The sequence below is a fragment of the Streptomyces sp. NPDC006435 genome (assembly GCF_040612315.1).
Classification (GTDB): domain Bacteria; phylum Actinomycetota; class Actinomycetes; order Streptomycetales; family Streptomycetaceae; genus Streptomyces.
In genome coordinates, this window is the sequence record NZ_JBEXPY010000068.1 from 1 (window position 1) to 19,406 (window position 19,406).

Consider the following 19,406-nt stretch of genomic DNA (forward strand, 5'->3'; position numbering starts at 1 on the left):
CCGGCCCCGCGACGCTCGTCCGGCAGATGCCCGGCAAGGACCGGTCCACCCTGTCCACGGCCTTCTCGTGTCCGGGGCGACAGCCCGTGCCGTGCACGGCGCGGGCGCCGGAGCTCCGCACCCGGCGCTTCACGCGGCCTTGGACAGGGTGGACCGGTCCTTGCCGGGCATCTGCCGGACGAGCGTCGCGGGGCCGGTCACGACGGCTCCCCGTCCGTCGTGGCGCGGCCACAGGAGGAGGGCGCCGATCGCGCCCGCACCGGCGAGGACCGCGAGGACGGACCAGGCGAGGGTGAATCCGGCGTTCGTGCCGAGCCATCCCGCGATGGGGTAGGTGATCAGCCAGGCCAGGTGCGACAGCGAGAACTGGGCCGCGAACGCCTCGGGGATCTCGTTCCGTCCGACGGAGGCGCGCAGGACCTTGCCGGTCGGGGTGATGATCAGTGCCATGCCGATGCCGATCACGGTCCAGACGACCGCCGTACCGGTCCAGGTGGCGAGGTCGGCCGCGATGAGCGTCACCGCTGCGGTCGTGCCGCCGACGAGGATGCCGGCGCCGGTCGTCATGATGGTGCGGGCGGCGACCCGGTCGAGGACGCGGGGCAGTACGAGGGCGGCCAGGAGGGTTCCGGTGCCGGAGGCCGCGAGCATCCAGGCGACGTCCGACTGGGAGCCGCCGAGCTCGTCACGGATGTAGTTGACGGTGTTGACGACGACGATCGACCCTGCCGCCGCGACCACGAGGTTGAGCGCCATGACGCCGCGCAGCCGCGGCGTCCCGAGGAAGGTCCTGATGCCCGCGGCCGCCTTGTCCCACGCCCTGGTGTGGGAGCTGGGGCGGGCGTCCGGGATGCGCGTCGCCAGGACGAGCAGGGCGGAGGCGATGAATCCGGCGGAGGTGCCCAGGAACAGCCAGTTGAAGCTCATGAACGTCAGGGCGACGGCTGCCAGCACCGGGCTGAGCAGGCTCTCCATGGTGGAGGCGACCTGGGAGGCGGACAGGGCCCGCGTGTAGTCGGACTCGTCGGTCACGATGTCGGGGATGACGGCCTGGAACGTCGGGGTGAACGCCGCGGAGGCGGACTGGAGCAGGCCGATCAGGACGTAGATGTGCCAGACCTCGGTGACCAGCGGCAGTGCCAGGACCACCGCGCCCCGGATCACGTCGAGGAGGACCAGGAGGGTTCTTCGGGGGAGCCGGTCGACGTACGCGGCGGCCAGCGGGGCTATGACCACGTACATGACCATCTTGATGGTCAGGGCGGTGCCGAGCACCATGCCGGCGTTCGGGCCTGCGAGGTCGTAGGCGAGCAGACCGAGGGCCACTGTGGTCAGCCCGGTACCGAACAGTGCGATGACCTGGGCGCCGAACAGATGGCGGTAGTCGCGGATGGCGAACAGACGCATGGCGGGTTCCTTCCGTTTCCATGCGGCGGGGCACGGCCCCGGGGTGGGGACCGTGTCCCGCGAATACAGGCGGGGGTGTTTTCACTCACCGGTGTCGCTCCCCGGTGTGAGACCGGCGAGCAGGTTGAAGGCGCCGGTGAGGACGTTCAGTGCGACGACGCCGACGACATCGGCTATCGCACGGTCGCTGTAGCCGTGCTCACGCAGGGCGTCGACCTGTTCGTCGGTGATGGACGTCGGTTCGCGGTGGACCTGGAGGGCGAGGGCGATGATCGCCGCGATCGCGGGATCCGCCGAGGTGCCCGTGCGGGCCCGCTCGATCTCCTCCTCGTCCACCCCCATGGCGCGGGCGGCACCGACGTGCGCGTCGAGACACAGCCCGCATCCCTGCAGCGCCTGGACGGCGATCGAGATCCGTTCGCTGATCCGGCGGTCGAGTTTGGCTCGTCCCATGGCCCGGCTGAGCTGGAGGTATCCGCCCAGTACGGCCGGCGAGTGCGCCATCGTGGAGACCATGTCACCGACTTGGCCATGGCGGGAGACCAGGTCGGCCAGGAGGTCGCGCGAGGCTCCGACCGCCGTGTCGGGCGTGAGTCGGGTCAGGCGTGGCATGACGCTCCTTCCGGTGCGGGGCGGGTGCCGGGGCGGCGGGGCACGGCGGGGCGGGTGCCCCTCGGCCGTGCCGGGTGCCGCGGCGGCCGATCGGTGGTGTCCATGTGGTCAGTGGTGCGCGTGGTGCGCGTGGCCGTGGTGGCTTCCGTGCTCGGGAGCGGCCTCGGGCGCGGTCCGGGGTGCCGGGTCCTGGTGGTGGGCGGTCGTGGCGGTCCGTACCGTGAACTCGGCCGTCCGTACGACGCCGTCGTGCTGGAAGTCCAGGTACAGGCGGTAGGTGCCGGCCGAGGGCGCGACGGCCATGAAGGCGATCTCGGGTCCCGGTGCGGTGACGCCGTCACCGGGCTCGCCCTCCGGGTGGACGTGGAGGTAGCCCAGGTCGCCGACCCGCAGTGCCACCAGGTGCCCGTACGCGGCCAGGTAGGGCTGCAGGTCGGTGACGGGGTGGTTGTTCCGGCTGACGGTGAGGGTCAGTTCGCTCGCCTCGCCGGGCAGGAGCCGGCCGTCGAGCGCGACGGTGTACTCGCCGATCTGCGCGACCCCGGTGGCCCCGGGGAGCGGCCTCGGGTCGTACACCCCGGCGACGGCGACGTCGATCCCCAGCGTCATGGTCCCGTCGTGGCCGGCCGGGTGGATGTCGGTGAAGAATCTCCAGTCCCCCGGTTCCAGGGTCAGCTCGACGCTCCAGGTGCCCTTCCCGTCCCGCACCGGGTGCACGTGCTGGAACCCGGACGTGTCGCGCCGGACGGCAATGAAGTGCAGTTCCTTCTCGTGCTCGGGCACGAACTCGGTCACCGCCAGCCCGTCGGGACCGAGCACCCGGAAGCCGATCCGCTGCGTGCCGGCGGCGAGGATCGTCGAGTCGAATTCGAGGGTGTAGCCGTTCTCGGAGACCGACAGACCGCCGGGCCGGCCTCCGCCGTGAGCACCCTGGTCGCCATGGCCGCCGTGAGCACCATGAGCGCTGTGGTCGCCGTGGCCCTGGTGTCCACCGTGGCCCTGGTGGTTGCCGTGGCCGCCGTGGTTGGCCTGGTCGTGAGCGGTGTGGTTCCTCATGACATCTCCATGGGTGTGATGCGTCTTCCGGCGTTGCCCCTTCAGGACGACGATCACAACCATATACCCCCTGGGGGTATTCCGGAATGCCTTGAGGACCTCAATCTCGCGAGGGGGTCCACTGATCGTTCCGGTACGGGCCCGGCCGGGCGTTCCGACGTGACCCCGGCCGGATCCGTACCGTCCCGCCCGGCCGGGCGCCGTCCGTCGGCCCGGCGCCGCGCACCGGCCGGGACGCCGTCCCTCCGCTGCGTGGTCAGGCCCTCGGCAGCGGGGCGAGGGCTACTCGAACGGCTCGGCGTTCCAGCGGAACCACGCCCGGTCGCCCTCGATGTGGAGCAGGAACTCCGCGACGGGCCCGCCCGGCGCGGCCAGGCTCAGGTTGTTGTGGATCTCGGCGGTGACCGCCTCCCACTCGTCCCACTCCTCCGCCTCCGTCAGCGCGAGTTCACGGTCGAACAGGGGCTTCCACTCGGCGAACGCCGGGGCTGCCGCGAAACGGCCGGACAGCCAGGGGAAGTCGCCCCCCTCGACCACGATCTCCCCGATCAACCCGTCCTGCCCCAGCAGCCGCCAGACCTCACCCGCTCCCGACACGCCACCCGCCTCCCCTCAGTTGTCGAACCAGACCACGAGCCGGACGTTGTCGTCCCCGTGCTGCGAGGCGAGCGTCTCCATGACCGTCCAGACCGGCTCCCATTCCCCGTCCTCTTCGACGGCGTCGCGGCGGCTCATCCGCTCGGACCGGTAGACGGTGTCGCCGATGTGCCACTCGCTGCCCTCGGGCCAGGTCCGCCCCATCTCCTGTTCGGGGAGACCGACGGCTTCGGCGAACTGCCGGGACCACATGGACTTGCCCACGTACTCCAGCCCGTCGGCCGTCCGCCGGTACTGATGGAGTCGGCTGTCGGTGTCCTCCGCCGGCTCGGTCCAGTCGGTCGCCCTCAGCTCGGCCCAGGTGATCCAGGTGATGCCGAAGACCTGGTCCGACCACCGGGCCAGCTCCGCCCGGACCCCGTCCGACGCGTCCGGCGGCAGCCCGCGTTCCGCGGCCAGAGGGCGGAAACCGGCGTAATTGCGAATCCCGAAGAGACAGCCGAACGCGTCGTAGTTCCGGGTGATGTTGAGGAGGAAGAGGTCGATGGCGGCATGCCAGACCGACTCCTCACCGTCCTCGTGGAGCCGCCACGCCCGGCACTCGACGAAACCATTGATGTCCGTTCCCATGCCTGAAATTCTCCGGCCGCCGTCAACCGGATTCCCGGGACGACCCCGTCGATGGCCCCGTGCCGCCGAGCGCGTCGAGGATGTGGGGCCATGCGGTCCGGCCCAGGAGGGCGTCGGCCCCGGGGGTTCCCCCGTGCTCGAAGCGCGGGGACGCCGCTGCCGGGCCCTCGCCGGGAAGACGCGGTCGGTGGCCGGCGTCGGCGTGGGCGATCAGGCGCACGGTCGCCCCGGCGGAGCGCCGCCGCCGGGCCAGTCGCTCGGCACAGGGGAGCGACGGCCACATCGCGTCGTCCCCGCCCGCGACCAGGACCAGATCGGCCGCGGCCGACTCCACCGGGATCTCCGCGGCCGGGAGCGAGCGGGCGAAGGTCCGCTCGCTCAGTTCGTACCAGCCGCGGATGGCGACGGGGCCGCCGTCCGGCTCCGGGGAGGTCCAGGAGTCGTCCATCGGCACGAAGGGCAGCGGCTGCCCCCGCCAGGTCCAGGACGAGCGGTACGGGTGGTGCGCCCCGTCGTGGCCGGGGCCGACGTTGCACCAGACCCGCGAGGTGGGCGACAGCGCGACGACCACGTCCACGCGGGGGTCGCGCACCGCCGTGAGCAGGGCGGCTTCGGCTCCCTTGGACGTGCCGAGGATTCCGACGCGTCGCGCCCCGCCCAGCCGGAGGAGGTCCACGGCGGCGGTGAAGGTCTCCAGGGGGACCTCGCAGATTCCCGGGGGCTGCCCGGAGCCGCCGAACCAGCGGATCGCCAGGGCCGTGAAGCCCTGCCGGGCGAGGAGCCGCGCCCGCTCGCGCTCGACGCGCCCGCTGGATCCGGCCAGGACCAGAACGCCGACGTCACCGCCGCCGGCGGGAGCGAACAGAACGCCCTCCCAGGGATCGGTCAGCTCCCGCTCGACGATGTCCATCCGATCCCCGCCGTCGTGGCCCACAGAAACCCCCGCCCGGACAAGGGCGCCTCCGTCATGACGCCGCGCCCGCCACCATCGTCTCCCACATGACGCCCCGCCCCACCGCTCCGCCCTGCCGCCCCCGTCCCGCCGCTCGGCGGGTACGGGCCCGGTTGTGAAGTCGCCGACCATGTACGCCCTTTCCTTTGTGTGGTGCGCCCACATGCCCCGCCGCCCGTCCGTCCGCCTAGCGTGTGCACACCCGGTGCCGGGGCGGCATCGGGCGACGCGCCGCGGGCGCACGAACGGAAGGAACCGGGGCATGGCCGACAGACGGGATCCGGGGCACCGGTGGCGGCTGCGCGCCGCCCGGGTCATGGCGGTGGTGGGGGTCGTCGCGGCGGCCGTGGTGGTACCGCACACCACCGCGAGCGGTGCGACGACGGCCGCCTCCGCCGCGCCGCCCCCGTACCTCACCCGCGAGGCGGGTTACGGGTCCGGCACCGTCACCAACGGCTGGGAGAGCGTCGAGCGTTACCGCGACACGACCAGTGGGTTCCGTACCGAGGGCTATCCCTCGGACGGTCGCGGCGACCAGGACGGCAAGCGCGTCACGTACTTCGGCGGCGTGGCCCGCCCCTCCTCGGACCGGTTCCTGCTCTACTCGGCCCCCGGCTGGAACACCGGCAGCCGCACCACGCCCGTCCTCCTCGTGCACGGCGCGAACGACACCGCGGACCGGGCCTGGGCCAACCCGGGCGAGTCGGGCGGCTACGGCTGCGGCGCCCTCGCCTGCCCGTCCACCGGGCTGATGCAGTACCTCTCCGCGCGCGGCCACCGGGTCTTCGCCGTCGGCTTCGCGCACAAGCAGGGCGACAACCTCATGCAGGCGCAGGTCGTCGGTGACGCGATCGCCGTCATCAAGGCGAAGCTGGGCGTCGACGAGGTGGACCTGGTCGGCTGGAGCAAGGGCGAGATGTCGACCCGCGCGTACGTGTCGTCCGTGAAGCCGAGTTGGGGGCGGGCCTACGCCGGGGACGTACGCCGGCTGATCACCCTCGGCGGCCCGAACGGCGGCTACGACTACCCCTACGCCCACGGCTGGGCCCACGACTTCTCCATCTGGCCGGAGTGCGGCGGCAAGGTCAACGCCCCCTCCCCGCACTCCCACATGACCTGCTACGGGCAGTACACGGCCCGCCCGGAGTTCTCCATGACGCCCTCCGGCGGGTACGACAACTACCCCGGCCAGCGCCAGATGCTGGCCCGCTGGGACGGGAAGTACGGGGTCGACGGCGCCGCCCAGGACTGGTACACGACGTACTACGGCGGCCAGGGCTTCTACACCGCCGGCAGCGGCATCCAGGCCGCCATCGACGCCGGTTCGCTGATCGAGCCGCTGCACGAGGCCGGGGTACCGGCCTCGGTCACGACGTATCTGCTGGCCGGCGGATCACCGGACGTGCTCGGCATCTTCAACGAGAACCGCGGGCCCAGCGACGGTGTCGTCTTCATCGACAGCGCGCTCGACACCACGGGCATCCCCACCGTCGGCGGCAGGGAGACCGTCCTCGGTGCCAACCACCTCGAACTGGGTTGGAACTCCTCGGCCGTCGCCCAGGTCGCCGCCTGGCTGTCCTGAAGGACCTCGCACATGAACACGCTCCGCACCCGCCGGGTCGCCACCGACCGGCTGACCCAGCAGATCACCGAGGCACGGGACGGTGACGAGGGCGAGGCCGTCGTCTTCGTCCACGGCAACGTCTCCTCCTCCGCGTTCTGGCACACCGCCCTGGGCGGGCTGCCGGACCGCTACCGCCCCGTCGCCGTCGACCTGCGCGGCTTCGGCGGCACCGACCCGCTGCCCGTCGACGCCACCCGGGGCCTGCGGGACTACACCGACGACCTCGCCGCGCTGCTCACGGCCCTCCGGATCGACCGGGCGCACCTGGTCGGCTGGTCCATGGGCGGCGGCGTGGTCATGCAGTACCTGCGCGACCACCCGGACCGGGTCCGCTCCCTGACCCTGGTCAACCCGGTCTCCCCCTACGGCTTCGGCGGTACGCGGGGAGTGGACGGAACCCTCAACTCCGCGGACGGGGCCGGATCGGGCGGCGGAACGGCCAACCCCGAATTCGTGCGGCTGCTGGCCCGGGGCGACCGGGGCGAGGACTCCGCGTTCTCGCCGCGCTCCGTCCTGGCCTCCTGCTACGTCAAACCGCCGCTGCGCCCCGAGCACGAGGACGCGTACGTCGAGTCCATGCTCACCACGCGCACCGGGGACGACCACTACCCGGGCGACAGCCGGGCGTCCGCCGACTGGCCCGGGATCGCGCCCGGCACCCGGGGCGTGCTCAACTGCCTCGCCCCGACCCACTTCCGCATCGACGACCTGCACCTGATCGACCCCAAGCCGCCGGTGCTGTGGATCCGGGGCGAGGACGACGTCATCGTCTCGGACACCTCGATGTTCGACCTGGCGCACCTGGGCGCGGTCGGCGCCGTGCCGGGGTGGGACGGCACACCGGCACAGCCGATGGTGGCCCAGACACGTCATGCCCTGGGCCGTTACGCCGACTCGGGCGGCACGGTGCGGGAGGTCGCGGTGGCCGACGCCGGGCACGCGGTCCACCTCGAACGCCCCGAGGAATTCCGCGAGGCGCTGCTGGAGGTGCTGTCGGCATGACGGTGTGCGACACCCGGCAGGGGGCGGTACGCGGCCGCACCTCCCCCGACGGGGTGACGTCCTTCCTCGGCATCCCGTACGCCGCGCCGCCCTTCGGCGCGCGGCGGTTCCGGGAACCCTTCCCGCCCGGGGACCGGACGGGTGTGCGCGACGCCACGGTCCACGGCCCGACGGCGCCGCACGCTCCGTACGCCCCGCCCTTCGACGTCCTCGTCCCGGACGACATCATCGAGGGTGAGGACTGCCTGAACCTCAACGTCTGGACCCCGGCCCCGGAGCCGGGCGCCGGCCTGCCCGTGATGGTGTGGCTGCACGGAGGGGCGTTCACCAACGGTTCCGGTTCGACGTCCGCGTACGACGGGAGCGCCTTCGCCCGCGACGGGGTCGTCTGCGTCACGCTCAACTACCGTCTGGGGGCGGACGGTTTCCTTCGTCTTCCCGGCCGCCCCGACAACCGGGGACTGCTCGACCAGATCGCCGCCCTCCGCTGGATCCGGGACAACATCGCCTTCTTCGGCGGCGACCCGGACCTGGTGACGGTCTTCGGCGAGTCGGCGGGCGCCATGAGCATCGGCATGCTCCTGACCACCGGGGCGGCCCGGGGCCTGTTCCGGAGGGCGATCCTGCAGAGCGGGGCCTGCCACCACTTCCTGCGCCCGTCATCGGCCGCGCTGGTGGCGGCCCGCCTGGCGGAGAAACTGGGCATCGAGCGGACGCCGGAGGCCCTCGCGGCCGTCTCGATGGAGGAACTCCTCCCTGCCCAGGCGGAGTTGCGTGCCGAGGTGGGCGCCGACCCCGACCCGGCCCGTTGGGGCGAGGCGGTGCTCAACCTGATGCCCTTCGAACCGGTACGGCCCGCCCTCGCGCTGCCCGGCCCCGACTGCGGCGTCGACCTCCTGATCGGCAGCAACACGGAGGAGTACCGCCTCTTCCTGGTCCCGACCGGGGTCCTCCGCACCGTGCCCGAGTCCGCGCTCCTCGCCGCGACCGCGGCCTACGGCCTCGATCCGGCCGCGGCCCTGCCCGTCTACCGGGCCGCCCGCCCCGACGCGTCCCCGGGCGAACTGCTCGCCGCGGTGGCGACCGACTGGTTCTACCGCATCCCCGCCGTCCGCCTCGCCGAGTCCGTGCCGAACTCGTACCTGTACGAGTTCGGCTGGCGCTCCCCCCGGTTCGACGGGGCCCTCGGCGCCTGCCACTCCCTGGAACTGCCCTTCGTCTTCGACCGCCTCGACGACCCGTCCTACGCACCGCTGCTCGGCGACCGCCCGCCCCGGGCCCTCGCGGACGCCATGCACCGGGCGTGGGTCTCCTTCGCGAGGACGGGAAACCCCGGTTGGGAGGCGTACGACACCGCGACCCGCACCACGATGGCCTTCACCGCCCCGCTCGCGTCCGCCCCGGTCGCCGACCCGCGCGCGCAGGAACGGCTCCTGTGGGAGGGCGTGCGCTGAACGGGCCCTTCCTTCGGAGGGACTTGCCGGGGCGGGGTCGTTGCCGGCTCCGCCCCGGTCCTCGACCCGCCCCGGTCCTCGACCCTCTGCGGTCCTCTGCCGAGTCCTCTACCCGGCCCGTTCCCGGGTCTTCTCCCTGAGTGCGGCTGCCAGTCGGTCGCGGGCCTCGGTCTGGGCGGCGATCCGTTCGTCGATGACCGCCAGCCGTTCCGACGCGATGCGCAGGCCCTCGTCCGACGGCGGTGCGGCGGCCACGTCGCCGTCCAGGCAGGAGGAAAAGGCCCGCACGTCGTCGAGGACGAGTCCGGCGGCCAGCAGGTGGCGGATGTTGCGTACCCGCACCACCGCCCGTTCGTCGTAGACGCGGTAGCCGTTGTGGGCCCGCTCGGAGGAGATCAGTCCGGCCTGTTCGTAGTGCCGCAGGGCACGGGGAGTCGTCCCGGTCGCCCTGGCCAGTTCGCCGATCCTCACCTGTTCCACCTCCGGCGTCACTCCTATCACGCCACGACGGCACCGCCGTCGACGGGGAGCACGACTCCGGTGACGAACGACGCGTCGGGCGAGGCGAGTCGGGTGACGGCCCAGGCCACCTCCTCGGGCCGGCCGATACGGTCCAGCGGGGTGTGGGCGAGCTGCCAGCGGCGCACCGTGACCCTTTGTTCCGGCGTCAGGCCCTGGTGTTCGCCGATCGGGGTGTCGATCGCCCCGGGGGCGACCGCGACCACCCGGATGCCGCGGGGTGCCAGCTCGACCGCCCAGCTGCGGGTCAACAGTTCCAGCGCGGTCTTGGTCGCCGCGTAGACCGAGTTGCCGGGCCAGGCCCGCTGCCCCACCGATGTGCTCACGTTGACGATCACCCCGCCGGCCGTCTCCAGGAGAGGCAGTGCCGCCTGGGAGAGCAGGACGGGTGCGACCAGGTTGGTGGCGATCTGCGGGGCGATCGTCTCCGGCGTGAGGGTGCCGAGCGCACCGCTGCGCACGATGCCGGCGTTGTTGACCAGTACGTCCAGTCGGCCGTGCAGTTCCTGTGCGGTGCGGATGATCCGCTCGGGCTCTCCCGCGGCGGTGATGTCGGCGGTCAGCGGGGTGATCCGCTCATGGCCGGCGGCGGTCCCGTCGAGCGGTTCGGCCCGTCGGCCGACCGCGATCACATGGGCTCCCCCGGCGGCGAAGGCCCGTGCGGTTGCCCGGCCGATCCCGGTGCCGGCCCCGGTGACGACGACGGTCCTGCCGGACCGCGGTGTGGTGTCGGTGTCCATGCCGTGATCGTCCGACCCTGCCGCCGACGGCAGGGTCAAGCACCGACGGGCGGGTGTCCCGGGGCCCGTCCGGCGACCGGTGCGCCGGACGCGGTACCGAGGGCCGTCGTCACGGGAACCGTTCTCCCGGATCCTGCGTGACCTCTTGACGTGTTGTCGGCCGGTGAAGGGGACGGAATGAAGGCGCGGACGTTGATGAGCGCGGCGGTAGTGGTCGGTGTGGCGCTGGTGGCGTGCGCCTGCGGTCCGGAGGAGAAGCAGGACGACGTGGGGGCGAAGCCGGAGAAGTCCTCGCAGCCGTCCGCGTCCGCGCGGTCCGAGGAGCCGCCGGCCGAGCCGTCCCCGTCCGCCCCCTCCGAGAAGCCGCCGGCCGGCGACCGGTCCGTGCCCCGGACGAAGGAGGGCGCGATCCAGCGGTACGAGCAGTACCTCCGTGCCGTGGGCCGTGAGGACATCGACACGGTCTGCGAGGTGGCCGGGCCCGCCGCGAAGCAGGCGGAGGACCAGGGGTTCGGCCCGTGCACGTCGACGTTCCTCGTGACGTTCCGGATGATCTCGCCCGCGCAGAAGAAGGCCCTGCGGACCGCGACGGTCGACCCGCAGGGCGTCACCATGGTCACGCCCGACAAGTTCGAGATGCCGGCCACATCGGTCAGGTCCTCCGTCGCCTTCTCCGACAGCGAGATCGGCAGCAGCACTCTGGAGTACCTCAAGGGCAACTGGTACATCACCGACTGAGCCGCGCCGGACGGGTCCGGGGCCCGTCGTGGCCCCGGAGGCGCCGTCGCGGGCCCTTCCGGGCCGTGGGCCCGCCCGGGCGGGCCCCGCCGGTTCACCGGCCGTGGTGCCGGCCCGGGTGCCGACCGCCGAGGACGGGCCCGGCGGGCGGCGTTCCGGTCGGCGCCGCCGCCTACAGCCCGCGGCCCGGCCTCACTTCAGGTGCCGGGTGAGGAACTGGGCCGCGGCGTCCCCCGCGAACTTCGGGACGCCGGTGTGCCCGCCCATGTTGGCGTGCAGCGTCTTCTCCTCGGAGCCGAAGGCGTCGAACAGGTCCAGGGCCGCCTGCCGGTCGTTCCCCTCGTCGTCCCACTGGAGCAGGACGTGCAGCGGAACGGTGACCTGCCGGGCCTCCTCGAACGTGGCGCGGGGCACGAAACTCCCGGCGAACAGGATGGCGGCCGCGATGCGCGGCTCGACCGCCGCCAGCCGGGTACCGATGGCGATCACTCCCCCCGAGTACCCGACCGGGCCGCCGATCCCGGGCAGTGCAAGGAGGGCGTCCAGTACGGCCCGCCATTCCGGGACCGCCTGTTCGACCAGCGGGAGGATGAGCCGGTCCACGATCTCGTCGCCGACCGGCTCACCGGCCGCCAGCGCCCGGCGCAGATCGGCGCGGGCCTGCTCGGCGACGTCGGAACGGGGCCGGTCGCCGCTCCCGGGCAGTTCGATGGTGGCCGAGGCGAAGCCCTCCACCGCGGAGTGCCGGGCCCGGTCCGCCAGCCGGGGGTACATCCTGCGCACCCCGCCGGGGTGGCCGAGCAGGATCAGCGGCACCGGTGCGGACGCGGACGCTGATGCGGGCGTCCACAGGATGCCGGGGATCTCGTCGAGAGTGAATTCGCGTTCGAGGACGCCGTCGTCGAGGCGTCGTTCGAAAGTGAACTGCATGGTGGTGAATTGCACGGTCGTGCCTTTCGGGAGTGCTCCATGACGGCGCTCCCGAGCGACGACCTATCGCCCGACCGTGACCCCTGAGGGGAGCACCCATGTCGATGTGTTCACGGGTACCACCTCCTCGGTCTCTCGCACGGCCTCCGGCAGGCTAGCAGAGCAGCGGGGACCGGCGCCCCTGCGTTTTTGGTGCGGTGACGCGACCGGTGCGGTCAGTGCGGTCAGTGCGGCCGGATCAGGCCGTTCTGGTAGGCGAGGGCGACCAGGTGGGCGCGGTCGCGGGCGTCGAGCTTGGCCAGCGCGCGGCTGACGTGGGTCTTGGTCGTGGCCGGGCTGATGACGAGTTCGCGCGTGATCTCCTCGTTGCTCATGCCCTGGGCGACGAGCGCCACGACCTCGCGTTCGCGGGTGGTGAGCCGGGCGAAGACATCGCCGTCGACCGCGACGGGCTTCGTCATCCGGGCGATGAGGCGCCGGGTCAGGCCGGGGGACAGCAGCTCCTCGCCGCCCGCGACGACCCGCACGCCGTGCAGGAGCTGGGCCGGGTCGGTGTTCTTGAGCAGGAATCCGCTCGCACCCGCGTTCAGCCCCTCGATGGCGTAGTGGTCCTCGTCGAAGGTGGTGAGGATGAGGATGCGCACGGTGGCGAGCTCCGGGTCCGCGACGATCCGCCGGATGCCCTCGATGCCGTCCGCACCGGGCATCTGGACGTCCATCAGCACGACGTCCGGGTGCGTGGTGCGGGCGAGTTCGGCCGCGCTCGCGCCGTCGCCCGCCTCGCCGACCACCGTCATGTCGGGCTCGCTGTCGACCAGTACCCGGAACCCGCCCCGCACGAGGGCCTGGTCGTCGGCGATGAGCACCTTGATCATGTGTCGTCCTTCCGGATCGGCAGCTCGCACCGCACCTCGAATCCCTCGTCCGCGGTCCGGGCCGCGGTGAGCGTGCCGCCCAGTTTCTCCGCTCGCGCCCGCATGCCCTCGATGCCGTTGCCGCCCACGGTCGTGGACGCGCCGCCGGGTCTTCCGTCGTCGCGCACGACGATGCGCAGCCGCTCGCCGTGAACCAGCTCGATCCGTACCCGGGTGGCGCCATGCGCGTGCCGGCGCACGTTGGTCAGGGACTCCTGGACGATCCGGTACGCGGCGAGGTCCACCGTGACCGGAACGGTCCGGTTCTCACCGGTGCGCGTCAACTCGACCCGCACCCCCGGGATGTCGAGCAGTCTGTCGAGCCTGGACAGGCCGCCGGTGGTGGTGCACAGGTTCTCCGAACGCATCGCGCCGAGCACCACGTGCACCTCGGCGAGTCCCTCGTCGCTGATCCGCTTGATGGTGTTCAGCGCCTCGGCGGCCTGCTCCGGTCGGCGCCGCATCACATGGACGGCGACCCCGGCCTGCACGCTGATCGCCGCCATCGTGTGGCCGAAGACGTCGTGCAGTTCACGGGCGATCTCCAGGCGTTCCTCGGCCGCCTGCCGACGGGCCTGGTCGGAGCGGGCCTCGGCGAGCCGTTCCGCCCAGTCGCGCGCACCCCTGGCGAACGCCCGGTGCGAGTGCACGGCCGCGCCGAGCGCGGTGGCGGCGGCCACCAGGGGAACGGCGTTGAACACCTGGTCGGTGAACCAGTCGCCGCTCAGTACGAACCGGACGGTCAGGAGTGTGCACAAGGAGGTCAGCACCCCGCCCGCCACTCCCGCTCTCCAGCCCCGGCCGGCCGCGAGCGCGTAGCAGCCGATCAGCGGGGCGGTGGTGATGAGCCTGCCCTGGTAGCCGAGGTGGAACCAGGCGAAGGTGGCCGCGTCGGCCACCGCGAGGCAGCCGGCGGGGAACCGCCTCCGCAGGGCGGTCGCGACGCCCGCCACGACGGCGAGGACGACGGCTCCCGGGCCCATGGGGCCGGACGGGCCGGGCGGGCCCAGTTCCAGCAGGCCCCCGGCGAGGACGACGAGCACCAGCCCGGCCCCCACCGCGACATCACCCGCTCGTATCACGTTCCGGTCCCTCCGCCCCCGTACCGCCACCAGGGCGCGCGTCCCCCCGCGCCGCGAACATCCTGTCATTGTTCGGGGCACGGCCCCGGGTCACCAACGGGTGTGCGCCGAAGGGAGGTTGATCCTTCGGGGCCACGGGGGGAGGGTGTCGGTCCATGGGGGTCAGCCTGTCGGACGGGCCGCCGTCGCCGCGTCGGCCGGGCGGTGGCACCTTCCCGTACCGCCCCGGGATGACGCTGCCGCCCCGGGTGTACGCCGTGGTTGCCGTTCCGGGCCGACGACTCCGCCCCGTGCCTCCCGCAGGATTCCGGGCCATGAGACGACGCAGCTTCCTGGCCCTGACCGGACTCGCGGGACTGGCGCTGACCGGATGCGGCGGCGCGGAGGGGAACGAGGGCACCCTCTCGTTCCGCAATCCGTTGCGCATCCCGCCGGTCCTCGACCCCCGGCCCGGCCCCGACGGAGTACGGCGCTTCGCACTGCGTCTGCAGGAGGGGCGCAGCGAGCTGCTGCCCGGCAGGCGGGCCAGGACCTGGGGCATCAACGGCGCCCACCTCGGCCCCACGCTCCGTGCCCGGCGCGGCGACCGCGTCGCGATGTCCGTGACCAACGCGCTGGGCGAGGCCAGCACCCTGCACTGGCACGGCATGCGGCTGCCCGCGGTGATGGACGGCGGCCCGCACCAGATGGTGGAACCGGGCGCCACCTGGTCCCCGGAGTGGACCGTCGACCAGCCCGCCGCCACCACCTGGTACCACCCCCACCCGCACGGCAGGACCGCCGTCCACGTCTACCGGGGCCTCGCGGGGATGTTCCTCCTCGACGACGGGACCGATGCCACGAACGGCGCCGGTGGCGCGGGGCTGCCCCGCGCCTACGGGAAGGACGACGTCCCCCTGATCATCCAGGACCGGAAGTTCACCGAGGACGGCGAGCTGGACGAGGACTTCGGCGGCACGTTCGGTCCGCTCGGCGACGACGTCCTGGTCAACGGCACCTACGACCCGTTCTTCCGGGTGACGACGAGCCGGGTGCGGTTCCGGCTGCTCAACGGCTCCAACGCGCACGTCTTCACCGTCGGTTTCGCGGACGAACGGGAGTTCCACGTCGTGGCGGGCGACGCCGGGCTGCTCCCCCGGCCGGTGGCCGTGCGCCGGGTCCGGATCAGCCCCGGCGAGCGTTTCGAGATCGTCGCCTCCTTCGGGGCCGGTGAGGACGTCCTGCTCAAGGGGTTCCCGGGCGGGGACGAGATCGAGGACGGCAGCTACGACCTGCTGAAGCTGACGGCCGCCCCGCGGCTCGCCCCCTCCGCCCCGCTGCCCGCCCGGCTCGCGGCCCTCGCCCCGCCCGCCGAGGGCGACCGGACCCGCACATTCACGCTGTACGGCTCGCACATCAACGACGAGCCCATGGACCTGACCCGTATCGACGAGGTCGTACCGGCGGGTGCCCGTGAGACCTGGGAGCTGGACAACATCACCTTCTCCCACAACTTCCACATCCACGAGGTCGTCTTCCGGATACTCGACATCGACGGGGACCGGCCGCCGGCACATCTGCGCGGCCCGAAGGACACCGTCTACGTACCCGGCAAGACGAAGGTCCGGGTGGCCGTCGAGTTCGGCCGCCACACCGATCCGAAGAACCCGTACATGTACCACTGCCACATCCTCAAGCACGAGGACAAGGGCATGATGGGGCAGTTCGTCATCGTCCCCCCGGGCACCGAGGACACCACCCCGCGCCGTCTGGACCCGAGCGGTCGCACCGGTCACCACTGACCGCCGGGCCCTTCGGGCCGGATGCCCCGGTGGGCGGGCGTGCCGTCCGGCACCACGCCGGGGGCGGCGCACTCCCCACCGGACCAGGGGGAACGGCCCCGGCCGCACCGCCGGCACGACCGGTGCGTTCATCCACGCGCCCGCGGCCGGGACCGGCGGCGCGCACACGAAGACCGCCTCTCACCGCGGGGTGTCGGCGGTCTCCTGGGAGATCCCGCCCCGCCGTACCCCGGTCGCGTCGGACAGGCGCGGACAGCCGTCGCGGGAGGGGGACGCGGCGGCGCTCCCCCGTACGTCCCACCAGGGTGGCCGCCCCGGTTCCCGTGCTCACCGTCGCGGGACCGTGACCCCTGCCGCCGCGAACGGGTCCAGCAGCACCCGGTACTGGTCCTCCGTCAGTTTCGCGCGCTTGCAGACGGCGCGCGCGGCGATCGCGCAGGTGGGTTTGACGTCGAAGCGGAGGTCCGGCCGGAAGGCGTCCAGTTCGTCGGTGCGACGGCGGAGGGCGGTGCTGACGGCGCGTTCGATCGCGGAGTTCTCCGACGCGGAGACCCTGGTCGCGCGGCTGGCGTCGCGACCGCCGGAGCTCCAGCGGTCGAGGGAGTCCTCGTACAGCGCGGCGAGCGCCGCGGGCGGCAGGGCCGTGGACTCCTCGATGAACCGTGCGGTGGCTGATTCCATGCCCTGTTCCTCCCGAATGTCGGCCGGGCCGGGAAACCCCACCCTATGGTTCGGGTCCGACAGCCGGGACGGGGCACCGGGCAGAGCCGGGCGGGCGGCGTACGGTACCGGGCCCGTGCGCGGTGGTGGCCCGGTCCGGACTCCGGCCGATCCGTGCCAGTGGCACTTCCGGGCACCGGGTGCACCCGGTGCGGGATATCGTCCGGAAGCCGCCGCCGAACGGCGGCGAGGGAGCGGCGCGGCCCGCCCGGACGACCTCGCCGTGCCCGAGGGCCGGCGCGGCATCGGCGTCCGGATCGAGGAGGACCTCATGACCATCCGCCAGGTACGCACCGTCGACTACCACACCGGTGGCGAACCGTTCCGCATCGTCCCCGAGCCGCCGGCCGCCATCGAGGGGGCCACCGTCGCCGAGCGCCGGATGTTCGCCATCGGCGACCCCGATGTGGACGGCCTGCGCAAGCTGCTGTGCTTCGAACCCCGCGGGCACGCCGACATGTACGGCGGTTTCATCACCCCGCCCGACGACGAGGGCGCCCACTTCGGCGTGCTGTTCTGGCACAAGGACGGCTTCTCGACGGCCTGCGGCCACGGCTCCATCGCGCTCGCCGTCTGGGCCGTGCAGACCGGCCGCGTCGCCCGTGACCCCTCCGGCGTCACCACGGTCGTCATCGACGTGCCCTCGGGCCGGGTCACCCTGCGCGTGCGCACCGAGGGCGAGCGGATCACCGGTGTCGACTTCGTCAACGTCCCCGGCTACCGGCTCGCCGAACGCGTCACCGTCGCCACGTCCCGCGGGGACGTCGTCGTCGACATCGCCTACGGCGGCGCCATCTACGCGCATCTGGACGCGGCCTCGGTGGGACTGGCCGTCGCCCCCGAGCACTACTCCGACCTCATCTCGATCGGGCGCGAGGTCAAATGGGCGCTGAACGACACCGAGTACGCCCGGCACCCCGCCGACGACCGCCTCAGCGGCATCTACGGAACCATCCTGTACGACGACCTCGGCGACGACGAGGACGGCAACCCGCACCAGCGCAACGTCACCGTCTTCGCCGACGGCCAGGTCGACCGGTCCCCGTGCGGCTCGGGCACCTGCTCCCGCGTCGCCGTGCTCGCGGCGGCCGGTCGCCTCGAACCGGGCCGGACCCTCGTCCACGACTCGATCGTCGGCACCCGCTTCCACGCGCGGATCGTCGAGGAACTGACCGCCCACGACCGCCCCGCCGTCGTCGCGGAGGTCACGGGGACGGCGTACCGGACCGGCGAGCACCACTTCGAGCTCGATCCCGCGGACGACCTCGGCACCGGTTTCGTCCTGCGGTAGCCGACCGGACGGGCGCGTACGGCAGGCGGCGCGAAGGGACCGGCGGCGCGAAGGGACCGGCGGTACGGTCCCTTCGCGCCGTTCCCCTTCCGCCGTTGCCGGCCCGGACGAGCGGCCAGGACGCGGCGAACAGCCGTCGCACCCGGCGGTCGGTGCAGCCCCCGGAAGCCGTTGTCCAGGAGCATGCCGAGCACCCGGCAGCCATCGGGGAAGGGCGTACGTACGGTCCAGCCTCATCAGGAGCATGACCAGACGGAAGCTCGGCACCTCGCCCCAGGTCAGGCCGTCGGCCGCGCGATCGTCTGCCGACGGCGCCTCAAAAAGCAGTGCTGGTCCGCTTCCTCAGCCCGAACCGGCGACCAGTGCCTCGCCGAGCGGGGTGCGCCGGTAGAGCACCGACCGTCCGGACCGGGCGCGGACGAGCAGCCCCGCGCTCCGCAGGATGGCGAGGTGGTCCCCTACCGCGCCGGGTGCCATGGCGAGGCTTCGGGCGAGATGGCTGGTACTGGCCGGGGCGTCCAGCGCCAGCAGCAGCCGGGCGCGGGCCCGGCCGACCAGAGCGGTCAGCGCGTCCGGTTGGGGAACGGTCTCCTGTTCGCCCCACAGGGCGGCGGTGCCGCGGGCACGGTAGACCAAGGTCCTGGGCCAGGGGTCTTCCAGGTGGGCGGCGACATGCCCGACGAAGACCGAAGGGATCAGCAGCAGCCCGTCGCCGGCGAGGCGGACCGTTCCGCCTCGGAAGAAGCCGATCTCGATACCGCCGCCGTGCCAGGCGATGCCCGGGTGCAGGCTCTCGATGGCCGTGGCCCATCCGTGTTCGCCGATCACACCCACCCGGTGCACGACATCGCGCTCGCAGATCGCGCGCAGTTGCGGCCAGTCCGCGGCGAGCAGCTCGTGCCACGCCCGGTCCATCGCCTCGGCGATCCTGGGGACGGCGTCCGCCGATTCCAGCACCGCACGTACGCGGGGATCACGGGCGGACGGGCCGGTCGCGGTGGTGGCGAACTCGTGGCGGGCCGCTTCCAGCGGTGTGGCCCGGATCATGGCCAGGTCGTCCGCCCAGGTCTGGTTGAGGCCGCGCGGAGGCGGGGCGACGAAGTTCGGTCCGCCCTGCGGGGTCTGCAGAGCGAGGACGGCGTCCAGTTCGGTCTCGCGGCGAAGCCGTTCGAAGGCCGGCAGGAGCCGCGTGGCCCAGGCCCGCGGCAGCGACCGGTCCTGGCCGATGAGCAGGCGCAGCAGCAAGCAGAGGTCCAGCGCGGGCGACAGCGCGAAGCGGCTGCGCAGCAGGTCCTCGACGGAGACTTCGAAGCGGAGCACCCTGCGATGCTACTGCGGGACGTCCGCTCCGATTCGT

19 protein-coding genes are annotated in these 19,406 nt (G+C 72.8%); 6 read left to right on the top strand and 13 right to left on the bottom strand.

The features are described 5' to 3' along the window. Window positions 1-129: 129 nt before the first annotated feature. The 6 genes from ABZZ04_RS36460 to ABZZ04_RS36485 all read right to left on the bottom strand — a co-directional run bounded on the left by ABZZ04_RS36460 (window position 130) and on the right by ABZZ04_RS36485 (window position 5,212). The gene (locus ABZZ04_RS36460; protein ID WP_356936536.1) at window positions 130-1,407 is read right to left on the bottom strand and encodes an MFS transporter; all 1,278 of its coding nucleotides are present in this window, start codon (window positions 1,405-1,407) and stop codon (window positions 130-132) included. A gap of 81 nt (window positions 1,408-1,488) precedes the next feature. Continuing rightward, window positions 1,489-2,019, bottom strand: coding sequence for a carboxymuconolactone decarboxylase family protein (locus ABZZ04_RS36465; RefSeq protein ID WP_148832095.1), 531 nt, complete (start codon window positions 2,017-2,019; stop codon window positions 1,489-1,491). Window positions 2,020-2,127: 108 nt separating this feature from the next. Further along, window positions 2,128-3,075, bottom strand: coding sequence for a hypothetical protein (locus ABZZ04_RS36470; RefSeq protein ID WP_356936537.1), 948 nt, complete (start codon window positions 3,073-3,075; stop codon window positions 2,128-2,130). Window positions 3,076-3,357: 282 nt separating this feature from the next. Further along, complete coding sequence (locus ABZZ04_RS36475) at window positions 3,358-3,672, bottom strand: hypothetical protein (RefSeq protein ID WP_356936538.1); 315 nt, start codon at window positions 3,670-3,672, stop codon at window positions 3,358-3,360. A gap of 15 nt (window positions 3,673-3,687) precedes the next feature. After that, on the bottom strand, window positions 3,688-4,302 hold the full coding sequence (locus ABZZ04_RS36480; protein ID WP_356936539.1) for a hypothetical protein: 615 nt from the start codon (window positions 4,300-4,302) through the stop codon (window positions 3,688-3,690). Between the two features lie 22 nt (window positions 4,303-4,324). Further along, a complete protein-coding gene (locus ABZZ04_RS36485) occupies window positions 4,325-5,212 on the bottom strand; it encodes an acyl-CoA thioester hydrolase/BAAT C-terminal domain-containing protein (protein ID WP_356936540.1) in 888 nt (295 codons plus the stop codon). A 304-nt stretch (window positions 5,213-5,516) separates the two neighbouring features. Between ABZZ04_RS36485 and ABZZ04_RS36490 the strand changes: the two genes are divergently transcribed. Genes ABZZ04_RS36490 through ABZZ04_RS36500 form a run of 3 tightly spaced genes read left to right on the top strand, consistent with a single transcriptional unit; the run spans window position 5,517 to window position 9,334 of the window. After that, a complete protein-coding gene (locus tag ABZZ04_RS36490) occupies window positions 5,517-6,836 on the top strand; it encodes a lipase (RefSeq protein ID WP_356936541.1) in 1,320 nt (439 codons plus the stop codon). Window positions 6,837-6,848: 12 nt separating this feature from the next. Continuing rightward, window positions 6,849-7,880: an alpha/beta hydrolase gene (locus ABZZ04_RS36495; RefSeq protein ID WP_356936542.1), complete on the top strand. Its 1,032-nt coding sequence runs from the start codon at window positions 6,849-6,851 to the stop codon at window positions 7,878-7,880. Continuing rightward, on the top strand, window positions 7,877-9,334 hold the full coding sequence (locus ABZZ04_RS36500) for a carboxylesterase family protein (protein WP_356936543.1): 1,458 nt from the start codon (window positions 7,877-7,879) through the stop codon (window positions 9,332-9,334). The genes ABZZ04_RS36495 and ABZZ04_RS36500 overlap by 4 nt, the downstream gene beginning before the upstream one ends. Window positions 9,335-9,442: 108 nt before the next feature. Here the strand turns inward: ABZZ04_RS36500 and ABZZ04_RS36505 are convergent, their stop codons facing one another. Beyond that, window positions 9,443-9,805 (bottom strand): MerR family transcriptional regulator, encoded by a 363-nt coding sequence (locus ABZZ04_RS36505; RefSeq protein WP_356936565.1) that lies wholly within the window; start codon window positions 9,803-9,805, stop codon window positions 9,443-9,445. 26 nt (window positions 9,806-9,831) lie between these two features. Then, entirely contained in the window at window positions 9,832-10,593 is a 762-nt protein-coding gene (locus tag ABZZ04_RS36510) for an SDR family oxidoreductase (RefSeq protein WP_356936544.1), read from the bottom strand. Between the two features lie 195 nt (window positions 10,594-10,788). Here ABZZ04_RS36510 and ABZZ04_RS36515 point away from each other — a divergent pair, with 195 nt between their 5' ends. Continuing rightward, window positions 10,789-11,331 carry a hypothetical protein gene (locus tag ABZZ04_RS36515; RefSeq protein ID WP_356936545.1) on the top strand — a complete coding sequence of 181 codons (543 nt, stop codon included), beginning with the start codon at window positions 10,789-10,791 and terminating at the stop codon, window positions 11,329-11,331. 192 nt (window positions 11,332-11,523) lie between these two features. Here ABZZ04_RS36515 and ABZZ04_RS36520 read toward each other — a convergent pair whose 3' ends face one another. From ABZZ04_RS36520 to ABZZ04_RS36530, 3 genes are all read right to left on the bottom strand, one after another. Beyond that, the gene (locus ABZZ04_RS36520; RefSeq protein WP_356936546.1) at window positions 11,524-12,261 is read right to left on the bottom strand and encodes an alpha/beta hydrolase; all 738 of its coding nucleotides are present in this window, start codon (window positions 12,259-12,261) and stop codon (window positions 11,524-11,526) included. Window positions 12,262-12,485: 224 nt separating this feature from the next. Then, window positions 12,486-13,136, bottom strand: coding sequence for a response regulator transcription factor (locus ABZZ04_RS36525; protein WP_356936547.1), 651 nt, complete (start codon window positions 13,134-13,136; stop codon window positions 12,486-12,488). Continuing rightward, window positions 13,133-14,257 carry a sensor histidine kinase gene (locus ABZZ04_RS36530; RefSeq protein ID WP_356936548.1) on the bottom strand — a complete coding sequence of 375 codons (1,125 nt, stop codon included), beginning with the start codon at window positions 14,255-14,257 and terminating at the stop codon, window positions 13,133-13,135. Before ABZZ04_RS36530 ends, ABZZ04_RS36525 begins: the two co-directional genes overlap by 4 nt. A 314-nt stretch (window positions 14,258-14,571) precedes the next feature. Between ABZZ04_RS36530 and ABZZ04_RS36535 the strand changes: the two genes are divergently transcribed. Further along, window positions 14,572-16,038 (top strand): multicopper oxidase domain-containing protein, encoded by a 1,467-nt coding sequence (locus tag ABZZ04_RS36535; protein ID WP_356936549.1) that lies wholly within the window; start codon window positions 14,572-14,574, stop codon window positions 16,036-16,038. Between the two features lie 327 nt (window positions 16,039-16,365). On the opposite strand, the gene ABZZ04_RS36540 is transcribed toward ABZZ04_RS36535, so the two are convergent. Continuing rightward, window positions 16,366-16,719, bottom strand: coding sequence for a hypothetical protein (locus ABZZ04_RS36540; RefSeq protein WP_356936550.1), 354 nt, complete (start codon window positions 16,717-16,719; stop codon window positions 16,366-16,368). 310 nt (window positions 16,720-17,029) lie between these two features. Between ABZZ04_RS36540 and ABZZ04_RS36545 the strand changes: the two genes are divergently transcribed. Continuing rightward, window positions 17,030-18,049 carry a proline racemase family protein gene (locus tag ABZZ04_RS36545; RefSeq protein ID WP_356936551.1) on the top strand — a complete coding sequence of 340 codons (1,020 nt, stop codon included), beginning with the start codon at window positions 17,030-17,032 and terminating at the stop codon, window positions 18,047-18,049. A 342-nt stretch (window positions 18,050-18,391) separates the two neighbouring features. Here ABZZ04_RS36545 and ABZZ04_RS36550 read toward each other — a convergent pair whose 3' ends face one another. Beyond that, window positions 18,392-19,369, bottom strand: a complete 978-nt coding sequence (locus ABZZ04_RS36550; protein ID WP_356936552.1) for a winged helix-turn-helix domain-containing protein — start codon at window positions 19,367-19,369, stop codon at window positions 18,392-18,394. Between the last annotated feature and the right edge of the window lie 37 nt (window positions 19,370-19,406).